This window comes from Mesorhizobium sp. M1295 (assembly GCF_040318135.1).
Taxonomy (GTDB): Bacteria; Pseudomonadota; Alphaproteobacteria; order Rhizobiales; family Rhizobiaceae; genus Mesorhizobium.
The window spans coordinates 62,103-80,124 of record NZ_JAMYLU010000018.1; the positions used below are offsets into that span (position 1 = coordinate 62,103).

Sequence of the window (18,022 nt, forward strand, 5' to 3'; positions counted from 1 at the left end):
CGAAACGGTGGCGGGTTCTTTTTACCCGGATGCAGGCCTGCTTCCGGCCGGCGCGCAGGAGACCGGAGCGCCCATGCAGAATCGGCTTGTGCTCGGCATCCTCAGCCTCTGTCTCGGCGTGTTGGTCTTTTCACTGCAGGACCCGCTGGTCAAGGCGGTGTCGAGCCGCTATCCCGTCACCGAGGTGATGGCGATCCGCTCGATCGTCGCCCTGCCGATCCTGGTTTTCCTCGTCCACGCCGACGTCGGATTGCAGGCGATCCAGTCGAAGCGGTTCGGCATGTTGACGATGCGCGCCTTCATCCAGTTCACCTCCTACACGGCCTACTATCTGGCAATCGCCGCCCTGCCGCTGGCCGACGCGGTGGCGCTCTATTTCATGGCGCCACTGTTCATCATGGCGCTGGCCGGCCCGTATCTCGGCGAACGCGTGTCCTGGCAGGCGCTCGCCACCGTCCTGGTCGGCATGCTCGGCGTGCTGGTGATGGCGCGCCCGGGTGCCGGCGTGTTCGACTGGGCGGCGCTGCTGTCGCTAGGCTCGGCTCTGCTCTACGGTTTTTCGCAACTGATGGCACGCAAGATCGGCGACACCGAATCCTCGACCGTTATGGCGTTTTACCAGAACGGCGCCTATCTGGCCGGTGCTGCCCTGGTGGCGGGGCTGTTTTGGCTGGCAGACATCGACCATGCCGTGCATCCGAGCCTCGAATTCCTAGTCCGGCCATGGGTCTGGCCGACGACGTCGGATCTGCTGAAGATGGGGGCATGCGGCTTCGTTGCCTCGGCCGGCATGATCCTGTTGTCGCAGGCCTACCGGTTGGCGCCCGCCAACAGCGTCGCCACCTTCGAATACACCGGTATCATCTGGTCGCCGCTATGGGGTTTTCTGTTCTTTGCCGAAGTGCCGCGACCGGCGACGGCGGCCGGCGCAGCCCTCATCATCGGCGCCGGCCTGTTTGCGCTCAATGCCAGCCGGCGCCGGAGCGGCGCGCCAGCCATCGCTGCGACCTGCGACCCTGCGTGAAGGGGTCGGCCTTGGGCTTTAGGCGAAACAGGCGAGCGCCTGTTCGACGCGGGCGCGAATTTCAGCCAGCGTGAACGGCTTTTGCACGACATCGAGAATAACGCCGTCCAATTCCTCGGCGCGCTCGCGCTGATCGGCAAAGCCGGTCATCAGCATGATCTTCATCGCCGGGAACAGCGCCGCTGCCGCCTTGGCCATCTCGATGCCGTCCATCTCCGGCATGCGGATGTCGGACAGCACAAGGTCGTAGCCCCCTTGCGCCGCCCGGATCAGAGAAAGACCGTGCGCGCCGTCGGCGGCAATAGTGACATTATGCCCGGCGCGTTCGAGCGCACGGGCGGCGAGGGTGCGGACGGATTCATCGTCCTCAACGATCAAGAGCTTTGCCATGGGCAGGATATTTGGCGAGGAAAAGTTGATGTTTCCTGAAGGCGCTGAGTGTCGATGAGGCCTTTTCAGAATTCGCTCCGGCGAGTCAGATGGCGTGGTTTTCGAGAACCGGAGGGGAGCGGACGTTCGAGTCCGGGAGCTTCGCGCTTGATCCCGAACTCGGTTTCGATTTCGGAAAGCATCATGCGCAAAATCAAAAGTGCTACAGCGTCCTTTGCGCGTCCAAAGGACGCGCTGCGCTGCAGGAAGCGCAGAACACTGCGTCAGGTGTCCGCCGGAGTAGAATTATCAAAAAGGCCTCAAGCGTCGCCCTTGACCATGCCGACGAACGGCAATTCGCGAAACGCGTGGGCGACGTCCATGCCATAACCGACGACGAAATAATCGGGGCAGTCGAAGCCGACATAGTCGGCGTTGAGCGTGGTCTGGCGGCGCATGCGCTTGTCGAGCAGCACGGCGATGGCACAGCTCCTCGCGCCGCGCGACAGCATGAGGTCACGGGTGAAGCTCAGCGTCTTGCCGGATTCGAGGATGTCGTCGATGAGAAGCACATCGCGGCCGGCGACCTCGTTGTCGATGTCGCGCAGCACCCTCACCTCACCGCTGGTTGTCCCGGCGCCATAGCTCGAGATGAAGATGAACTCAACCTCCGGCGACAGGCCGACATCGTGCATGGCACGGATAAGATCGGCGGCGAAGATGAATGATCCCTTCAGCACCGAGATTACCAGAAGGTCGTGGTAGTCGTGCCCGGCAATCTCCTTGGCAAGTTCCAGATTCCGCCGCGCGATGGCGGACGCCGAAAACAGGACTTCGATGTCCTTGCCGCGCACAACTGGCATTGGCCGCCTTTCCAGAAATGATCGCCTTGTAGGCGAAGCTGACCGAAAACGGTCTTCAACCCCGTTTCTAGGCATGTCGAGCCGTCTGGCAAGGCCAAACTTTGGCAGGGCGCCGCGAACGGTCTCCAGCGCGTCGCGAATCGTTTATCTGGTGACCTGTTGATTTTCTGGTGCCGTTCTAACGAACCAGCGCATGGCCGCCCGAAATCCAGAAGGCGGCAAAGGCGGCACCGACGCCGGCAATCCAGAAGATCGGCCCACCGTGCACCCACAACGGCCGTTCGACGGCGGTTTCGGGCTTGCGCAACATGTCCATGCCTTCGATCGAAGGCGTAGAAATCATGCGCGCAGGCGGCGGTGCAAAGTCTGGACTCGTAAAATGGCGGGGCAGCACCTCATAATCGGCATCGATGACGTCGGCGGTCACGTCGCGCATGATGCGTTCCGGCTCGGCGGCCGGATCGGTCATGATTTCGCCGGAAACCGGGCGCGCGGTTCGATCGTCAGCCATCGTGGCCCAACACTACGGCACCTGTTCGCTGTTCGTTTCTTTTGGGTAAACGGAAATGGTTAACGCTTCCCCACCGGAACCCCTGTGACTCGTTTGAAAAGCCCCCAAATTAACCGTCGGTTAACCATGCCGGCCGATGGTCTTTCCACAGAAAGGGCTGGCATCTTGCCGCCGAGAATTTCAGGTCGTCGAAAGTGATCCGCTTCGAAAATGTCGGCCTCCGCTATGGCATGGGTCCGGAGATCCTCCGCGACATCTCCTTGCACATTCCGGAGCGCTCCTTTCAGTTCCTGAGCGGACCTTCAGGCGCCGGCAAGACGACGTTGCTGCGGCTTCTGTTCATGTCGCTGAAGCCGACGCGCGGCCTGATCACCATCTTCGGCAAGGACCGCTCGCGCATCTCGCGCACCGAATTGCCGCATCTGAGACGCCGCATCGGCGTGGTGTTCCAGGATTTTCGCCTGCTCGACCATATGACCACCTACGAGAACGTGGCCTTGCCGCTGCGCGTGCGCGGCCGCGAGGAGGCGACCTACCGCACCGACGTCACCGAGCTGCTGAAATGGGTCGGCCTCGGCGAACGCATGCATGTGCTGCCGCCGGTGCTGTCAGGCGGCGAGAAACAGCGCGCAGCGATCGCCCGGGCGTTGATCGAGCAGCCCGAGATCCTGCTCGCCGACGAGCCGACGGGCAATGTCGATCCACCACTGGCGCGACGCCTGCTGCGGCTGTTCATCGAGCTCAACCGGCTGGGCACTGCCGTGGTGATCGCCACGCACGACCTCGGCCTGATGGAACAGGTCGACGCACGGCGCATGATCCTGGCCGGCGGAAGGCTGGACATCTATGACTGAGCTCTCCGTCGAACATTTCGAGGGTCACGACGCCGCGGCGGCCAAGCCCCGCGTCCAGCGCAAGATGGCGCCGATCGTGCCGGCGCAGAACATCGCCGGCCGGGCGCTGGTGCTGGTCATCGCCATCATGACGTTTCTGTCCTGCCTGACGTTTGGCGCAGTCACGCTGGTGCGTGACACCGCCTCGGTCTGGGAGAACCAGATCTCGCGCGAGGCGACCATCCAGATCAAGCCGGTCGACGGCCTCGACATGGAGGCCGCACTTGCGCTGGCCTCGCAGATCGCCGGCGAATTCCCCGGCGTGAAAAGCGCCAGGATCGTCGACCGCGAAGCGACGGCCCGGCTGCTCGAGCCTTGGTTGGGCTCGGGCCTGAACATCGATGAGCTGCCGGTGCCGCGTCTGATCATCATCACCATCGACGAGAACAGTCCGCCCGATTTCGCCGCACTGCGCGCGGCGATCACGCCGAAGCTGCCGAGTGCCTCGCTCGACGATCATCGCACCTGGGTCGACCGGCTGGTTGCCATGGCCCGCACCACGGTAACGATCGGTATCGCAGTGCTGGCACTGATGCTGTCGGCGACGGTGCTGACCGTGGTATTCGCGACGCGCGGCGCCATGGCCGGCAACGGCCACATCATCGAGGTGCTGCATTTCGTCGGCGCCGAGGCGCGCTTCATCGCGCGCGAATTCCGCCGGCATTTTCTGGTCACCGGCATGAAGGGCGCCGCGGCGGGCGGCGCCGCGGCAATCCTCGTCTTCATCGTCTTCTCCTGGTGGTCGTCACGCAACATGGCAACGCCGCAGGCCGACCAGGCGACCGCCCTGTTCGGCAATTTCGCCATCGGCTCGGCGGGTTATCTCGGGGTCGCTGTCATGGTGCTGGTGATCGGCGCGCTGACCGCGGCAACCTCCCATTTCACCGTGGTTACCTATCTCAGCGACATCGACATTCGCCAGCCGGACGCCGGCTAAAGGAAAGATCGATCACGGATGAAAACGCATCGTCACGAAAATTGCATTTTTTTCCTACCAAAGGCCGTATTTCGGGGTTAACCATTTCATGATGGACGTTCGGGACTCGACCGATACCGCTGGGTGCATGCCAGTGCTGGTTGCGCGTCCGCATGAATTCGCCGGGCCTGATGAATTTGCCAAGCCGGATCAGTTCGCCAAACACGGGCGGCTGCTGGCAGCCCGCTCCTTGCGACTTTCGGCCCTCGTTCTGCTCGCCCTTGTGGCGCTGTTTGTCGCCGGCTTCGGCTGGTTCGCCAACACCGTCAGCCGTCTGACGACGCCCGCCGATCCGGCAAGGGCCGACGCTATCATCGTGCTGACCGGCGGTCAGTCGCGCCTCGACGCCGCGATGGGCCTGCTTGCGTCCGGCAAGGGCGAGCGGCTTCTGATCAGCGGCGTCCATCCTTCCGCCAGCCGCCGCCAGCTTCAAGCCGCGACCGGCGGCGACAAGAGGCTGTTTTCCTGCTGCGTAGACATCGACCGCGCCGCGCTCGACACGATCGGCAATGCCGAGGAAAGCGCCAAATGGGTCGAGGACCATGCCTACGGCACGGTCATCCTCGTCACCAACAATTATCACATGCCGCGCAGCCTGCTGGAAATGGGCCGGCTGCTACGCGGCGCCAGGCTTGAACCCTATCCGGTGGTCAACACCAACCTCGGGAATGGCGGCTGGCTGACCAAGCCGGAAGCGCTGCGCGTGCTGTTCACCGAATACAGCAAATACCTGCTGGCGCTGGCGCGTGGCATCATGCCGGTGAAGCCACCGCCCAACAGCGTCACGCTGGCCGACGCCGCGGGCGGAAACTGAACGGCACCGGCAGTTTTTATTCCCTGGCTGTTGCACCCGAGCGCAAGCGCGTGATCTCCTGCTCAAGCCGTTCTATACGCCTGTCGCGTTCGGCCAGAGCCGCCGCCACATCGGCCGCTTCGAAACGCTGCGGGATGTGCTGTGAGCAATTGGAATCCCAGGCAGAAACGGTAAACAGGATGACCTGTTCGGGTCGCGCTTTGTAGTCTTGCGGCATCAGCTTTGCCATCAGTTCGGCATCGCCCTCGACGACCTGCGCTGTGCCCCAGATCTTGATGCGCTGCCGGTGGGCATAATCGATGAGGAACAGGAAAGCCTGTGGGTTGTCGCTGAGATTGCCTTGGGTGATGAACTGCCTGTTGCCGGAAAAATCGGCAAAGCCGATCGTCCGTTCGTCGAGCACCTTGAGGAAACCGGCAGGCCCGCCGCGATGCTGGATGTAAGGCTGCCCGTCAGCATTGGCGGTCGACAGGAAGACGCTGGTCTGCGCCTCGATGAAGGCGGCGAGATCGGGCGTGATTGCCGCCTGCCAGCCACCACGCTCCTCAACACGGGCATAGGCCTGGCGCGAGCCCTTGCGGGCTTGGATCGCCTTCACCGTCGGTGTGAAGGCAACATCGCTGGTGTGAGCGTTCATGAAGACCCTCCTCAACTGCCGAGCTACGCTGCATTACTCACCGAAAAGTAGATACTTCCATCTTCGAGAAGCAGATGCCATATCTGCGATGCGTCCTTCCATTCTTCGGAAGGGCCAATTTTTTCGGGAAAGTTATGGATCGCCTCCACTCCATGTCGCTTTTCGTTGCCGCGGCGGAGACAGGCAGCCTTTCGGCTGCCGGGCGTCGCTTCGGCATTCCGCTGACGACGGTCAGCCGCAAGGTTTCGGACCTGGAAAGGCACCTGAAGACACGGCTGTTGAACCGCTCGGCGCGGCAGCTGTCGCTGACCGATGCCGGCCACGCCTATCTCGCCGCCTGTCGTCGCATTCTCGACGAGGTCGGCGAGGCCGAGCGAATAGCCGCCGGCGAGTACAGCGCCCCGACCGGCGAACTGATCGTCACCGCGCCGATCGTCTTCGGCCGCCTGCATGTGCTGCCGGTCGTCACCGCCTTTCTCGCCGCCTACCCCGACGTAAGTGTGCGGCTGACACTCGCCGACCGGATAACCCAGTTGGTCGAAGAGCACATCGATCTCGCCATCCGCATCGGCGCCCTTGCCGATTCGAGCCTGGTCGCCATCCGCCTGGGTTCGATCCGCCGCGTCGTTTGCGCGAGCCCGGCCTATCTCGCCGAGCACGGCACGCCGAAAACGCCGCAAGAGCTTGCAGCACACAGTGCGATCACCTTCGAAGGGCTCAACGCCTCCGCCTGGAGTTTCGCCACCGGCAAGGCCGAATTCACCGTACCGGTCCGCTCCAGGTTACGGGTCAACACCGCTGAGGCGGCAATCGATGCGGCGATTGCTGGCGTCGGCGTGACGAGGCTGCTTTCCTACCAGATCGCCGCCGCGGTTCGGTCGGGTACGCTGCGCCCCGTGCTGCAGGAGTTCGAGCCCGAGCCATGGCCGGTGAGCCTCGTCCACGCCGGCCAAGGGCTGCTGCCGGTGAAGCTGCGCGCGTTCCTCGACTTCGCCGCCCCACGCCTGAAGCAGCGCCTGCTGCAGGCGGCGTGGCAGGCGTGACGAAGGACGGCCTACCGCAAAACCGGGCCGATCGCCCGCCTCGCACCGTTTCCTTTTTGCCGGCGCTTGGTGTAACCAACGCACACCTCCTCACCGGGCACTTGCTGTATGCTCTATTTCCGCTCGCTGGCGTTCAATCTCGCCTTTTACCTCAATCTGATCGTCCAGATGATCCTCTGGACCCCGTATTATTTCCTGTCGCCGCGCCACCGCGCCTGGTTCGTGCCGAAATTCTGGTCGCGCACCAGCATGTGGCTCTACGACAAGATCGCCGGCACCAGAAGCGAGATCACCGGCCAGGAGAACCTGCCTGAAGGCTCCTTCATCCTGGCGCCGAAGCACCAGTCCTTCTGGGACACGATCGCTTTCCTGCCGTTCCTCGACGATCCCGTTTACATATTGAAGCGGGAGCTGACCTGGATCCCGTTCTTCGGCTGGTACATCTTGAAGATGCGGATGATTCCGGTCGACCGCGGCAGCCGCTCGAAGGCATTGAAGATGGTGATCGCCGCGACCAAACAGGAATTGGCGCGCAATCCCCGCCAGCTCATCATCTATCCCGAGGGCACGCGCCGGGCGCCGGGCGACGAGCCGGTCTACAAATACGGCATCGTCGAACTCTACGCGCAACTTGGCATTCCGGTGGTGCCGGTCGCTCACGTCGCCGGCCTCTATTGGCCGCGCCGCAAATTCCTGCGCTATCCCGGCACGATCAAGGCGCGCTTCCTGTCGCCGATCCCGCCCGGCCTCGGCAAGGACGAATTCATGCAACGGCTGATCGGCGAGACGGAGGCCGCCTGCGACCAGCTCCTCGTCGAGGCGTCGCAAACGCCGAACCCGCCGCCGATGCCGCCGACTGCGGTGAAAAGGCTTGGTGAGCTGGACGCGAAACCTGAATTGAAAGGCTGAGGCAACGGCCTCAGATGCCACAAGGGCTCACGGCAGGGCAGCCAGGGCGGCTGTTGCAACCAGCGTCACGGCAAACACCAGATTGATGATCCGCGAAGCCAGCGGTTTGCGCAGCAAACGTGCAAAGGCTGCGCCGGCGAGAAGCCACAAGAGATGAATGGCAACGATCATCAAGGTGAGAACCCCCAGCTTGGCTGAAATACCGAGACCGCCGGCGCCGGAAGACGCGCTGGCGAACACGGCGGCAATCGCCACATAGGCTTTCGGGTTGGCAACAGCCAGAAGAAACCCGCCAAGGAAAGTGGGAAGCGCCGCTCCACGGACGCGTGCCGTCAGTGGCGGCGCCGTCGCTATCTTGAACGCCAGGTAAAGGATGTAGGCTGCCGAGGCGACCGCCAGCAGCGCCGCGAGCTTCGGCAACGCGGCGAGAACGGCCATGATGCCCGTCGCCACCACCACGAGCACGAGGATCGTGCCAACAACGATCCCCGAGGCATAGCGGAGCGAATCCCGCAGGCCGAACGCGGCGCCGACCGCGGTGACGCTTATCGTCGCCGGCCCCGGGCTGCCCATGACGATGGCCGATGCCAGCACAAGCGCCAGCAATTGCTGCCATAGCTGCTGATCGAGAAGAACCTGTCCGGCCATGCGGCGTCCCGGCATCCTGTGACGATGTAGGACGGTAGGCAAGGCAGCGGTGCGGGTCTTGAACGATCGTGCGCGGCTATGCGCTGGCCTTGTCGAGCTCGGCGATATCGTCCGGACTGAGCTGCAACGACGCCGCACGCACCAGGCTGTCGAGCTGGCCGAGCGTCGTCGCGCTGGCGATCGGAGCGGTGACGCCGGGGCGCGCCATGACCCAGGCCAGCGCCGCTTCCGCCGGCTTGGCCGAATGTCTGGCCGACACGGCGTCGAGCGCTGAGAGAATGCGCATGCCACGCGCGTTGAGATACCCTTTCACACCGCCGCCGCGCGGGCTTTTGCCGAGATCGGCTTCGCTGCGGTACTTGCCGCTCAAAAACCCTTTGGCGAGGCTGAAATAGGTGATGACGCCGATGTCCTCGGCCACGCACAGATCACGCAGCGGACCATCGAAGAACGAGCGGTCGTAGAGGTTGTATTCCGGCTGCAGCACCTCGTAGCGCGGCAGGCCGCGCAGGCTTGCTACGTCGAGTGCGGCGCGCAATTGGGCGGCGTCGAGGTTGGAAGCGCCGGCATAGCGGATTTTGCCCTTGTCGAGCAGTTTCTGGTAAGCACCGAGCGTTTCCTCATACGGGGTCGCAGGGTCGGGCCAGTGCGACAGATAGAGATCGACGGTATCGACCTGCAGCCGCTTCAGCGAGGCATCAATGGCCTTTTCGATATAGGCGGCGGACAGATCCCTTTTGCCCTGCCCCATGTCCGAACCGACCTTGGTGATGACGACAACCCTGTCGCGGTTGCCGCGGCTCTTCATCCATTTGCCGATGATGGTTTCGGATTCGCCGCCCTGGTGGCCGGCAATCCAGCGCGAATAGGAATCGGCCGTGTCGATGGCGTTGAGACCGGCGTCGACAAAGCGGTCGAGCAAGTCGAACGAGGTTTTCTCATCGGCGGTCCAGCCGAACACATTGCCGCCCAGAACCAATGGCGCGATGGATAGGTCGGTGCGACCGAGACGACGTTTCTGCAAGGCTGATCTCCATGGTGATTCATGCTGGGGCGGGTGGGAGCCGCCGACCGGGCTAACCTATGTCGCGCCATGGCAACGTCAAACGCATAGCCTCTTTTCCAACCCGCTGGCGCTTCACAAAACCGCGACCCGCCGCGCCGTGTCCGGCTTCCAAACCAGCCCCTCTGAGGAAATTGGCAAGTTTAGCACATAGATTGTCAAATCTGCCAATTCTGGCCTTTGCCGGCCAGCCATAAGTTCCGCGGCGCCGACGCAAATTTCGGCACGGTCTGGCCAAGCCCAGACTGTTTGCCCCGGATCGTTTGTTATGGAGACCGGCATGAAAGCAATTGTATTTGACGCCATCGGCTCGCCGCGCGACGTGCTCTACGTTGACGACCTGCCGATGCCGCGGATCGGCGATGGCGAGGTGCTGGTCAGGATGGTCTCGGCCTCGATCAATCCGGGCGACTTCCTGTTTATCCAGAACCTCTATCCCGAACCGAAGAAGCCGCATTTTCCCCAGCAGATCGCGGGAAACCATGGCGCCGGCATCGCCGAAGCCGTTGGCGCGAACGTTTTGCTGGAACCGGGCACGCTCGTCGCATTCAGCTATTATGGCAGTTGGGCCGAGTACGCGGCCATTCCCGCCGAATGGCTGATCCCGTTGCCTGCCGGCTATCCGGTCGAACGCGCCGGGCAGATGGTGAACCCCATTACCGCGTGGGATCTGATGGTGGATTCCCGTGTGCGGCCTGGCCAGTGGTTGGCTGTCACGGCCGGCTATTCGTCGATTTCGACAATGGTGATGCAGTTCGCCCAACGACGCGGCATCAACGTCATCGCTCTGGTGCGGCGCTCGCACCAAAGCTTCGATCTGAAGACGCTTGGCGTCGCCGCCATTCTTGACCTTTCGGACTTGAAGGCAGGTATCCGGGAAGCTGTGATGGATATCACCGGTGGCGCCGGATTGAACGGGATTATCGACAATGTCGGCGGACCTGTCAGCGGCGAATTGATCCGCACCCTGGCGCTCGGCGGGCAGATGGTGATCAATGGCGGCATGAGTGCCGAGCGCTTCGAACTTCACAATTTCGATGTGTTGCTGAGCGGCGTCGAGATCAGGGCGAATATCTATCGCTACTTCTTTTCGCCGCCGGTCGAAGCCGACCGACCTGTGCTACGCGAGATCATCGACATCTTCGGCCAGCCCGGCTTCCACGTTCCTGTCGGCGGTCTCCGCCCGTTGACCGAGTTCAAGCTCGCCGTGGCAAACAGCCTGGATCGCGCCGATCTTGGCAAACAGATTTTCAGGATGTAGCCCGGACCACGACGCCGCAAGCATCATGGTCAACGACCAAAGAAGCTACGTCGCGACCCGTCTTGTCACCTCTTCCAGCCAGCGATCGCTTATACCCAGTGCTTCGAGGTGCTCCAGCGTGCTGAGCACGTAATCCTCATTCCTCCCCGACTGGCCGACGGCGCCGCGAACGACGGCTGCTGCCTCGGCGGCGTCGAGCGCACCGGCATATTGCTCATGGCTGCGGTCCACGACATAGGCGATGGCTTCGACCGTCTCGCCCCCATCCGTTTCACGCTTGTCGAGGCGAACGCTGAGCACACGCTCGAGATAGACGTTGGTGACCAGCTCGCGTTCGCGCAGATAGGTGATGACCTCGTTGCGCAGCTCGCCTGGAACCCGGAACGCCAGCCCGATGCAGGAGCCGCCGCGGTCGAGGCCGAGCACCAGGCCCGGCCGTTCGCGCGAGCCGCGATGCACGAAAGAATAGACGCAGAGCGAACGGCGATAGCCATGCAGGCGGGCACGCCGCGTCTCGACATGTGCGAATCCCGGCCGCCAGATCAGTGAGCCGTAGCCAAAAACCCAAAAATCGCCCATATCGCCAAGCTGATTGTGACGAACCACCCCACCGGTGGTGTTTCAGTCCGTCTACCTGTTGTTGCCGAAAGCGACAGCCCGCCCGTGTCACCCGCGTTAACGAAAGCCGCAGCATGACGTCAAGTGACGAGCGCCCGCCGCCCAGCCAACGTCGCCGCCTGTTGTGGCTTGCCGCTTTCATCCTCGTGCTGTTCGGCATCTACAGCGCCGGCTGGTTCTACCTGGCGGATCTGGTCGAGAGCGCAACCGAAAAGGCGGTCGCCGATCTCGACGACAACGGCATCAAGGCCGACTGCGCCAATCTTGCGGTCAGCGGCTATCCCTTCACCTTCACCCTTTCCTGCGACAGTCTGGCTTACGAGGACGACAGCCGCAACGTCGCTGCATCGACAGGCAAAATCAACGCCGCCACGCAGATCACGCGGCTTCTGTCGCCTGCCGCCGAGTTCAGGGGGCCGCTCAGGACCTCTGTTCCCGGCATGACGCCGCTGTGGATCGACTGGGATGATCTGCGGGCCGACATGAAGCTGTCCTGGCCGCTGCCGGGGCGCCTCTCGCTGCAGGCAGAAGGCCTGTCCGGCCAGACCGATCCGGCGGACGACACCGATCCTGTCTCGCTGTTCAGCGCCGGAACCGCCACCGGACAATTGCGCCCAAACGGCCCGGACATCGACTATGCCGGCAATTTCACCGATCTCGAAATCGACGCAGAGGCCATCGGCGGGCGCGTCTTGCCGCCACTCGACGGCAGCGGCGACGTGACATTGAAGAACGGTGTGACGCTGATCAAGGCAAATCCGAAGAGCCTGCGCGGCCAGGCGGTCGAAATCCGCGAGCTCGATCTGTCGTCCGGAACTGCGCGCATCACCGTTTCCGGACCGCTGTCGGTCGACAATGATGGTCTCATAAATGCCGACCTGATGATCAAGCTCAATGATCCGAAGGCCGTGGCGGCAATCCTCGCCACCGCCATCCCCGAGCAGAAGAAAGAAATCCAGACCGGCTTCGCCGGACTGGCGCTGCTCGGCAACGCACCGTCGATGCCGCTGAAGATCGTCAAGGGCAAGGCCTCGCTCGGCTTCATCCCGCTCGGCAAGATCAAGCCGCTCGACTAGAGCAATTCCAGGAAATTGTGAACGGTTTTCCGTCCGGATTGCGTCAAACAAAAAGATAGACCGGTTCGGCGTTTCCGTGAAACGATGAACCGTTCTGGGGCGGTACGGCCTGCGATCGGCTTGCCGCGGCTTATCCCTTCGGCGGGTGTTCGACTGCCTGGCGGCCGAAATCCGGTACGTCGATGTCCTGGCCGGCCTCGATAATCGAGCGGCGGACAGCGCGGGTGCGGGTGAACAGGTCGAACAGCTTTTCGCCGTCGCCCCAGCGGATCGCCCGCTGCAGCGAGGATAGATCTTCCGAGAACCGCGCCAGCATTTCGAGGATGGCGTCCTTGTTGTGCAGGCAGACGTCGCGCCACATGGTCGGGTCGGACGCCGCGAGACGGGTGAAGTCGCGAAAGCCGGAAGCCGAGTATTTGATGACCTCGGACTTGGTCACCGACTCCAAATCGTCGGCGGTACCGACGATGTTATAGGCGATGATGTGCGGCAGGTGCGAAACGATGGCCAGCGTCATGTCGTGATGCTGCGGGTCCATCGTGTCGATGTTGGAGCCGCAGCGGCGCCAGAATTCCGAGAGCTTTTCCAGCGCCACGGGATCGGTGCCGGCCAGCGGCGTGAAAATGCACCAGCGGTTCTCGAACAGTTCGGCAAAACCGGCATCCGGTCCCGATTTTTCGGTGCCGGCCAAAGGATGGCCGGGGATGAAGTGCACGCCATCAGGCACATGCGGCTGCATCTGCGCGATCACCGATGCCTTGGTCGAGCCGACATCGGTGAGGATGGCGCCCTTCTTCAGCGCCGGTGCGATCTCCTGGGCGACCGTGCCTGAAGAGCCGACCGGCACCGAAACGATGACCAGATCGGCATCGCGAACCGCTTCTTTCGCATCTGTCGTGTAGGTGTCGCCAAGGCCGAGTTGGCTCGCCCGCTCCAGCGTCGCTTCGCTGCGCGTCGAAATGGCGACTTGGCCGGCAAGTCCCTCGCGGCGGATGACGCGGGCCAGCGACGAACCGATCAGGCCGATGCCGACCAGCGCGATCTTTTCGAACATCGGTGAGGTCATGGTGCCCTAGCTTTTCAGGAATGTCGCGAGTGCTGCGACAACGCCGCGATTAGCCTCTTCGGTGCCGATGCTCATGCGCAGCGCGTTGGGAAAACCGTAGGCGGAAACGCGCCGCAATATGTAGCCGCGCGCACTGAGGTAGTCGTCGGCGGCCGCCGCCGAATGCTTTTTGTCCTCGGGAAAGTGGATCAGGATGAAATTGCCGACGCTCGGGGTCACCCGCAGCCCGAGCCCGGTCAATTGCTCGCTCAGCCAGGCCAGCCAGGTCTCGTTATGCGCGACGCTGCGCTCGATATGAGCCCGGTCGCGGATCGCCGCGATGCCTGCCTCGATCGCCGTCGCATTGACGTTGAAGGGCCCGCGCACGCGGTTGATCGCGTCGATGACGTGCGTTGGCGCATAGATCCAGCCGATCCTCGCGCCACCGAGGCCCAATTTCGAGAAAGTGCGGGTCATGACTACGTTTTCCGCGCTGCCCACCAACTCGACGCCAGCTTCATAGTCGTTGCGCCGGACATATTCGGCGTAGGCGGCATCCAGCACCAGAAGCACGTTTCGCGGCAGGCCCGCATGCAGGCGGCGCACCTCCTGGAACGGCACGTAAGTGCCGGTCGGGTTGTTCGGATTGGCAAGGAAGATGATCCTGGTACGCGGCGTCACCGCGGCGAGGATCGCATCGATGTCGGCGCGTTCATCAGTCTCCTTGACCGTTACCGGGACGGCACCGGCCGACTGGATGTAGATCTTGTAGACCATGAAGCCGTGTTCGGTGATGATGGCTTCATCGCCGGGCGCGAGGTAGGTCTGCGCAAGCAGGCCCAGGATCTCGTCGGAACCGTTGGAGCAGACGATGTTCGCCGGATTGAGCCCGTGCACGTCGGCGATCGCCTCCCGCAGGCGCCTGGCGCTGCCGTCGGGATAGACCGCGAGCTTGTCGGCGACCGCGCGCGCCGCCTCTATCGCCTTTGGCGAAGGACCGAGCGGGTTCTCGTTCGCCGACAGTTTGTAGACTTTGGCGACACCTTCCGGCGCCGCGCTCTTGCCGGGCACATAGGCTTCGATGTCCATGATGCCGGCGCGGGGCGTTGGACGTGTCTGATCCGGTGTCTGGCTCATTCCATGAAATCCGTCGAGGATGCCTCCATCCGGAGGCCGCAGCGGAAATACAAGCCGTGGCCAGGAATGTCGAGGGGCGGCAATTCGGGATCAAGAACTTGCCGTTGACGAAGCCATGCGTCAGTCCTAGAAGAGCATCGACAGTTCCGTGGTGATTTGGCCGGTCGGCTTGCAGCCACGTTAAACAACTTGCTAAAGGGCCGTTTGCATCTTGTAACCGGCTTTGCGAAGGCATGGCCGGTTTTTTGTTGCCCAGACCGGTGGACAACTAAAGCCCGGGCAAGGAGATGTGATGGTCGCTTTGCGCGCTCGAAAAACCAACAACGAGGCCGACCAGCCGTCGAGCCCAGTGTTGCGTTTCGGCGCCGACAAGCCGCTCAAGCTCGACGCCGGCACGCTGCTGTCGCCGTTCCAGATCGCCTACCAGACCTATGGCACGCTCAACGACGCGCGCTCCAACGCCATCCTCGTCTGCCATGCGCTGACCGGCGACCAGCATGTCGCCAACACCAATCCGGTGACCGGCAAGCCGGGCTGGTGGGAAGTGCTGATCGGCCCCGGCAAGATCATCGATACCGACCGTTTCTTCGTCATCTCGTCCAACGTCATCGGCGGCTGCCTCGGTTCCACCGGCCCCGCCTCGACAAATCCCGCAACCGCCAAGCCTTACGGACTCGACCTGCCGATCATCACCATCCGCGACATGGTGCGGGCGCAGCTGATGCTGGTCGAGCATTTCGGCATCGAACAGCTGTTCAGCGTGCTGGGCGGCTCGATGGGCGGCATGCAGGTGCTGCAATGGGCCTCCAGCTATCCCGAGCGCGTCTTCTCGGCCCTGCCGATCGCCACCGGCGCCCGCCATTCCTCGCAGAACATCGCTTTCCACGAGGTCGGCAGGCAAGCGGTGATGGCCGACCCCGACTGGCATGGCGGCAAATATTTCGAGCACGGCAAGCGACCGGAAAAGGGGCTGGCGGTGGCGCGCATGGCCGCCCACATCACTTATCTGTCGGAAGCAGCGCTGCACCGCAAGTTCGGCCGCAACCTGCAGGACCGCGAAGCGTTGACCTTCGGCTTCGATGCCGACTTCCAGATCGAGAGCTATCTGCGCCATCAGGGCATGACCTTCGTCGATCGCTTCGATGCCAACTCCTATCTCTACATGACCCGGGCGATGGACTATTTCGATCTCGCCGCCGACCATGGCGGCCGGCTGGCCGATGCCTTCGCCGGCACCAAGACCCGTTTTTGCCTGGTCTCCTTCACCAGCGACTGGCTGTTCCCGACCGAGGAGAGCCGCTCGGTCGTTCACGCGCTGAACGCGGCCGGCGCCTCGGTATCGTTCGTCGAAATCGAGACCGACCGCGGCCACGACGCCTTCCTGCTCGACGAGCCGGAACTGTTCGCCGCCATCAAAGGCTTCATCGCCTCGGCGGCCCGGGCTAGAGGGCTCGGCGCATGACCTCGAAAAGTTGCACGCTTTTCGGATCAGGACCATGTGCCAGGCATCAGCGCATGACCCTGAAAAGTTGCAGACTTTTCGGATCAGGATCATGCGCCAGGCATCAGCGCATGGCCCCGAAAAGTTGCAGACTTTTCGGATCAGGACCATGCGCCAGGCAGGAGCCGAGCCAATGAGCGTCAACCGCGCCCAGCGCGTCGACCTCGAAGTCGTCGCCGATCTCATCCCGCCGCAGTCGCGGGTGCTGGACGTCGGTTCCGGCGACGGCCTGCTGCTCGAATTGCTGCAGGCGACCAAGAAGGTCGACGGCCGCGGGCTGGAACTGTCGCAGCGCGGCGTCAACGAATGCGTGGCGCGCGGCCTGTCGGTCATTCAAGGCGATGCCGACAAGGACCTCCAATTCTATCCCGACAAGGGCTTCGACTTTGTCGTCTTGTCGCAGACCTTGCAGGCGACCCGCAATCCGAAGCTGGTGCTCGACGAACTGCTCCGGATCGGCAACCGCGCCATCGTCTCATTCCCCAATTTCGGCCACTGGCGGGTACGCTTTTCGCTGCTCTTCAACGGCCGCATGCCGGTGACCAAGGACCTGCCCTATTACTGGTACGACACCCCCAACATCCATTTCTGCACCATTCGCGATTTCGTCAATCTATGCGACGAGCTGGGCGCGACGGTAGAAAAGGCAACCGCGCTCGACGCCAACGGCCAGCGGATCGGCTTCTCGATGCCGTGGTGGTTCTGGAACTTTTTCGGCCAGCAGGCGGTATTTCTGCTGAAACGATAGGTTAACAGGCAGAAGCAACGAACCTCCGACCTCCGCAAAAAACCATATTTTCAGTTTTCCATTCAATGAAGTTGCCCAGCATTCTTTGTTGCTTTAACAGGTCTCAAATGGGTTGGTTTGGGGGAAGCAATGAAGACGCTAGTATTAGCAACAGCTTTGATATCGGCCACTTTGATTTCTGGGTGTACGACATCGAAGACCGATTTCCAGAATGGACAAGTCGCGTTGAGCGGCAGCCCGGCGCTGAAGCGGCAGGCGATCCAGCGGTGCATGACCAAGTTCAAGATGCGGTTCGGCAAGGTTGAAAGGGCAAACCTCGCCGCGCTCATGAACGTCCCGGACGCCGGATTGGAACACACGTTCTGCACGCGATTGATGAACGGCTTCGCGAACGGGAGGATCAACTACTCGGATTATCTGGCTGCATTGTCGCACGGCGACATGTCCAACGCGATCAAGGTGCTGCAGGGGCGGTGAAGCTGCCGATGCAGACGCGATCCAAATTCAGTGTCGCCGGACAGATGGCGGCGCCATAGAAGCCGATCGTAGCCGATCATTGCCCTATTCAAGTACGTCGGTGGCCTTGTGCGGATGCGCAACGCCGTCGACAAGGACCACATCGGACTGAGAATTCTCGGTGCGCAGCGGCAAGATCTCCTGATAGGCGGGCGAGCGGTACCATCCGCGCGCCTGCTGCATGTCTGGAAACTCGATCATGACGAGGTGCCCCGGCCAATTGTTTTCAACCACGTCCACCTCGCTGCCATGCACAATGAAGCGCCCGCCAAACGGCTCAAGCGTGGCATCGATCTTCTGCAGGTACTCGACGATCTGCGGCCCCGGCGTGACCTGGCGCATATGGGCGACGGCGTAGGCGGTCATGGTG

General features: G+C 62.6%; 22 protein-coding genes and 1 riboswitch. Of the genes, 11 read left to right on the forward strand and 11 right to left on the reverse strand.

The genetic code is table 11. The features are described 5' to 3' along the window. Positions 1 to 73: 73 nt before the first annotated feature. Positions 74 to 1,024 carry a DMT family transporter gene (locus tag NKH29_RS23335; protein WP_352483513.1) on the forward strand — a complete coding sequence of 317 codons (951 nt, stop codon included), beginning with the start codon at positions 74 to 76 and terminating at the stop codon, positions 1,022 to 1,024. Between the two features lie 18 nt (positions 1,025 to 1,042). On the opposite strand, the gene NKH29_RS23340 is transcribed toward NKH29_RS23335, so the two are convergent. From NKH29_RS23340 to NKH29_RS23350, 3 genes are all read right to left on the reverse strand, one after another. Continuing rightward, entirely contained in the window at positions 1,043 to 1,414 is a 372-nt protein-coding gene (locus NKH29_RS23340; RefSeq protein WP_023721093.1) for a response regulator, read from the reverse strand. A 299-nt stretch (positions 1,415 to 1,713) separates the two neighbouring features. Further along, the gene (gene hpt / locus NKH29_RS23345; RefSeq protein WP_023721145.1) at positions 1,714 to 2,256 is read right to left on the reverse strand and encodes a hypoxanthine phosphoribosyltransferase; all 543 of its coding nucleotides are present in this window, start codon (positions 2,254 to 2,256) and stop codon (positions 1,714 to 1,716) included. A 178-nt stretch (positions 2,257 to 2,434) separates the two neighbouring features. Further along, a complete protein-coding gene (locus NKH29_RS23350) occupies positions 2,435 to 2,767 on the reverse strand; it encodes a hypothetical protein (RefSeq protein WP_352895396.1) in 333 nt (110 codons plus the stop codon). 194 nt (positions 2,768 to 2,961) lie between these two features. Between NKH29_RS23350 and ftsE the strand changes: the two genes are divergently transcribed. The 3 genes from ftsE (at position 2,962) to NKH29_RS23365 (ending at position 5,450) form a co-directional block, all read left to right on the forward strand. Further along, positions 2,962 to 3,621, forward strand: coding sequence for a cell division ATP-binding protein FtsE (ftsE, locus tag NKH29_RS23355; protein ID WP_023677923.1), 660 nt, complete (start codon positions 2,962 to 2,964; stop codon positions 3,619 to 3,621). Beyond that, positions 3,614 to 4,597 (forward strand): cell division protein FtsX, encoded by a 984-nt coding sequence (locus tag NKH29_RS23360; protein ID WP_352495619.1) that lies wholly within the window; start codon positions 3,614 to 3,616, stop codon positions 4,595 to 4,597. The genes ftsE and NKH29_RS23360 overlap by 8 nt, the downstream gene beginning before the upstream one ends. Positions 4,598 to 4,685: 88 nt before the next feature. Next, positions 4,686 to 5,450, forward strand: coding sequence for a YdcF family protein (locus tag NKH29_RS23365; RefSeq protein WP_353000655.1), 765 nt, complete (start codon positions 4,686 to 4,688; stop codon positions 5,448 to 5,450). A 16-nt stretch (positions 5,451 to 5,466) separates the two neighbouring features. On the opposite strand, the gene NKH29_RS23370 is transcribed toward NKH29_RS23365, so the two are convergent. Then, positions 5,467 to 6,087: a pyridoxamine 5'-phosphate oxidase family protein gene (locus NKH29_RS23370; RefSeq protein WP_353000657.1), complete on the reverse strand. Its 621-nt coding sequence runs from the start codon at positions 6,085 to 6,087 to the stop codon at positions 5,467 to 5,469. 134 nt (positions 6,088 to 6,221) lie between these two features. Between NKH29_RS23370 and NKH29_RS23375 the strand changes: the two genes are divergently transcribed. Beyond that, complete coding sequence (locus NKH29_RS23375) at positions 6,222 to 7,130, forward strand: LysR family transcriptional regulator (RefSeq protein WP_353000658.1); 909 nt, start codon at positions 6,222 to 6,224, stop codon at positions 7,128 to 7,130. A 108-nt stretch (positions 7,131 to 7,238) separates the two neighbouring features. Next, positions 7,239 to 8,039 carry a lysophospholipid acyltransferase family protein gene (locus NKH29_RS23380; protein WP_023721099.1) on the forward strand — a complete coding sequence of 267 codons (801 nt, stop codon included), beginning with the start codon at positions 7,239 to 7,241 and terminating at the stop codon, positions 8,037 to 8,039. Positions 8,040 to 8,066: 27 nt separating this feature from the next. On the opposite strand, the gene NKH29_RS23385 is transcribed toward NKH29_RS23380, so the two are convergent. Next, positions 8,067 to 8,687 (reverse strand): LysE family translocator, encoded by a 621-nt coding sequence (locus tag NKH29_RS23385; protein ID WP_352917668.1) that lies wholly within the window; start codon positions 8,685 to 8,687, stop codon positions 8,067 to 8,069. 76 nt (positions 8,688 to 8,763) lie between these two features. Continuing rightward, positions 8,764 to 9,711: an aldo/keto reductase gene (locus tag NKH29_RS23390; RefSeq protein WP_023721101.1), complete on the reverse strand. Its 948-nt coding sequence runs from the start codon at positions 9,709 to 9,711 to the stop codon at positions 8,764 to 8,766. A gap of 319 nt (positions 9,712 to 10,030) precedes the next feature. Between NKH29_RS23390 and NKH29_RS23395 the strand changes: the two genes are divergently transcribed. Beyond that, complete coding sequence (locus NKH29_RS23395; RefSeq protein WP_353000660.1) at positions 10,031 to 11,011, forward strand: quinone oxidoreductase family protein; 981 nt, start codon at positions 10,031 to 10,033, stop codon at positions 11,009 to 11,011. Positions 11,012 to 11,056: 45 nt separating this feature from the next. Here the strand turns inward: NKH29_RS23395 and NKH29_RS23400 are convergent, their stop codons facing one another. Further along, positions 11,057 to 11,590, reverse strand: a complete 534-nt coding sequence (locus tag NKH29_RS23400) for a gamma-glutamylcyclotransferase (protein WP_352483506.1) — start codon at positions 11,588 to 11,590, stop codon at positions 11,057 to 11,059. 113 nt (positions 11,591 to 11,703) lie between these two features. Here NKH29_RS23400 and NKH29_RS23405 point away from each other — a divergent pair, with 113 nt between their 5' ends. Then, positions 11,704 to 12,705 carry a DUF2125 domain-containing protein gene (locus NKH29_RS23405; protein WP_353000661.1) on the forward strand — a complete coding sequence of 334 codons (1,002 nt, stop codon included), beginning with the start codon at positions 11,704 to 11,706 and terminating at the stop codon, positions 12,703 to 12,705. Between the two features lie 130 nt (positions 12,706 to 12,835). Here the strand turns inward: NKH29_RS23405 and NKH29_RS23410 are convergent, their stop codons facing one another. Both NKH29_RS23410 and hisC read right to left on the reverse strand, forming a co-directional pair. Continuing rightward, positions 12,836 to 13,771, reverse strand: coding sequence for a prephenate/arogenate dehydrogenase family protein (locus NKH29_RS23410; protein ID WP_352483504.1), 936 nt, complete (start codon positions 13,769 to 13,771; stop codon positions 12,836 to 12,838). Between the two features lie 6 nt (positions 13,772 to 13,777). Further along, positions 13,778 to 14,887, reverse strand: a complete 1,110-nt coding sequence (gene hisC / locus NKH29_RS23415; RefSeq protein WP_353000663.1) for a histidinol-phosphate transaminase — start codon at positions 14,885 to 14,887, stop codon at positions 13,778 to 13,780. A gap of 138 nt (positions 14,888 to 15,025) precedes the next feature. Then, a riboswitch (SAM riboswitch) is annotated at positions 15,026 to 15,103 on the forward strand. Between the two features lie 76 nt (positions 15,104 to 15,179). On the opposite strand from hisC, the gene metX reads away from it, so the two are divergent. Both metX and metW read left to right on the forward strand, forming a co-directional pair. Beyond that, positions 15,180 to 16,349: a homoserine O-acetyltransferase MetX gene (gene metX / locus NKH29_RS23420; RefSeq protein ID WP_292661143.1), complete on the forward strand. Its 1,170-nt coding sequence runs from the start codon at positions 15,180 to 15,182 to the stop codon at positions 16,347 to 16,349. Positions 16,350 to 16,521: 172 nt separating this feature from the next. Beyond that, on the forward strand, positions 16,522 to 17,136 hold the full coding sequence (metW, locus tag NKH29_RS23425; protein WP_023721109.1) for a methionine biosynthesis protein MetW: 615 nt from the start codon (positions 16,522 to 16,524) through the stop codon (positions 17,134 to 17,136). 62 nt (positions 17,137 to 17,198) lie between these two features. On the opposite strand, the gene NKH29_RS23430 is transcribed toward metW, so the two are convergent. Continuing rightward, complete coding sequence (locus tag NKH29_RS23430; protein WP_352717297.1) at positions 17,199 to 17,408, reverse strand: hypothetical protein; 210 nt, start codon at positions 17,406 to 17,408, stop codon at positions 17,199 to 17,201. On the opposite strand from NKH29_RS23430, the gene NKH29_RS23435 reads away from it, so the two are divergent. Next, the gene (locus tag NKH29_RS23435) at positions 17,407 to 17,613 is read left to right on the forward strand and encodes a hypothetical protein (protein ID WP_352483502.1); all 207 of its coding nucleotides are present in this window, start codon (positions 17,407 to 17,409) and stop codon (positions 17,611 to 17,613) included. The two genes, NKH29_RS23430 and NKH29_RS23435, sit on opposite strands and share 2 nt — an antisense overlap. An 84-nt stretch (positions 17,614 to 17,697) precedes the next feature. On the opposite strand, the gene NKH29_RS23440 is transcribed toward NKH29_RS23435, so the two are convergent. Continuing rightward, entirely contained in the window at positions 17,698 to 18,018 is a 321-nt protein-coding gene (locus NKH29_RS23440) for a DUF1330 domain-containing protein (RefSeq protein WP_353000665.1), read from the reverse strand. Positions 18,019 to 18,022 lie beyond the last annotated feature (4 nt).

Excerpts from the sequence above, each read along its gene's own strand:
- NKH29_RS23400 (WP_352483506.1), bottom strand. The coding sequence starts at position 11,590 with ATGGGCGATTTTTGGGTTTTTGGCTACGGCTCACTGATCTGGCGGCCG.
- NKH29_RS23405 (WP_353000661.1), top strand. The coding sequence starts at position 11,704 with ATGACGTCAAGTGACGAGCGCCCGCCGCCCAGCCAACGTCGCCGCCTG.
- NKH29_RS23440 (WP_353000665.1), bottom strand. The coding sequence starts at position 18,018 with ATGACCGCCTACGCCGTCGCCCATATGCGCCAGGTCACGCCGGGGCCG.
- NKH29_RS23335 (WP_352483513.1), top strand. The coding sequence starts at position 74 with ATGCAGAATCGGCTTGTGCTCGGCATCCTCAGCCTCTGTCTCGGCGTG.
- NKH29_RS23340 (WP_023721093.1), bottom strand. The coding sequence starts at position 1,414 with ATGGCAAAGCTCTTGATCGTTGAGGACGATGAATCCGTCCGCACCCTC.
- NKH29_RS23375 (WP_353000658.1), top strand. The coding sequence starts at position 6,222 with ATGGATCGCCTCCACTCCATGTCGCTTTTCGTTGCCGCGGCGGAGACA.
- NKH29_RS23370 (WP_353000657.1), bottom strand. The coding sequence starts at position 6,087 with ATGAACGCTCACACCAGCGATGTTGCCTTCACACCGACGGTGAAGGCG.
- NKH29_RS23435 (WP_352483502.1), top strand. The coding sequence starts at position 17,407 with ATGACCAAGTTCAAGATGCGGTTCGGCAAGGTTGAAAGGGCAAACCTC.
- NKH29_RS23365 (WP_353000655.1), top strand. The coding sequence starts at position 4,686 with ATGATGGACGTTCGGGACTCGACCGATACCGCTGGGTGCATGCCAGTG.
- metW (WP_023721109.1), top strand. The coding sequence starts at position 16,522 with ATGAGCGTCAACCGCGCCCAGCGCGTCGACCTCGAAGTCGTCGCCGAT.
- NKH29_RS23385 (WP_352917668.1), bottom strand. The coding sequence starts at position 8,687 with ATGGCCGGACAGGTTCTTCTCGATCAGCAGCTATGGCAGCAATTGCTG.
- NKH29_RS23380 (WP_023721099.1), top strand. The coding sequence starts at position 7,239 with ATGCTCTATTTCCGCTCGCTGGCGTTCAATCTCGCCTTTTACCTCAAT.
- metX (WP_292661143.1), top strand. The coding sequence starts at position 15,180 with ATGGTCGCTTTGCGCGCTCGAAAAACCAACAACGAGGCCGACCAGCCG.
- NKH29_RS23395 (WP_353000660.1), top strand. The coding sequence starts at position 10,031 with ATGAAAGCAATTGTATTTGACGCCATCGGCTCGCCGCGCGACGTGCTC.
- NKH29_RS23430 (WP_352717297.1), bottom strand. The coding sequence starts at position 17,408 with ATGCACCGCTGGATCGCCTGCCGCTTCAGCGCCGGGCTGCCGCTCAAC.
- hpt (WP_023721145.1), bottom strand. The coding sequence starts at position 2,256 with ATGCCAGTTGTGCGCGGCAAGGACATCGAAGTCCTGTTTTCGGCGTCC.
- NKH29_RS23350 (WP_352895396.1), bottom strand. The coding sequence starts at position 2,767 with ATGGCTGACGATCGAACCGCGCGCCCGGTTTCCGGCGAAATCATGACC.
- hisC (WP_353000663.1), bottom strand. The coding sequence starts at position 14,887 with ATGAGCCAGACACCGGATCAGACACGTCCAACGCCCCGCGCCGGCATC.
- NKH29_RS23410 (WP_352483504.1), bottom strand. The coding sequence starts at position 13,771 with ATGACCTCACCGATGTTCGAAAAGATCGCGCTGGTCGGCATCGGCCTG.
- NKH29_RS23360 (WP_352495619.1), top strand. The coding sequence starts at position 3,614 with ATGACTGAGCTCTCCGTCGAACATTTCGAGGGTCACGACGCCGCGGCG.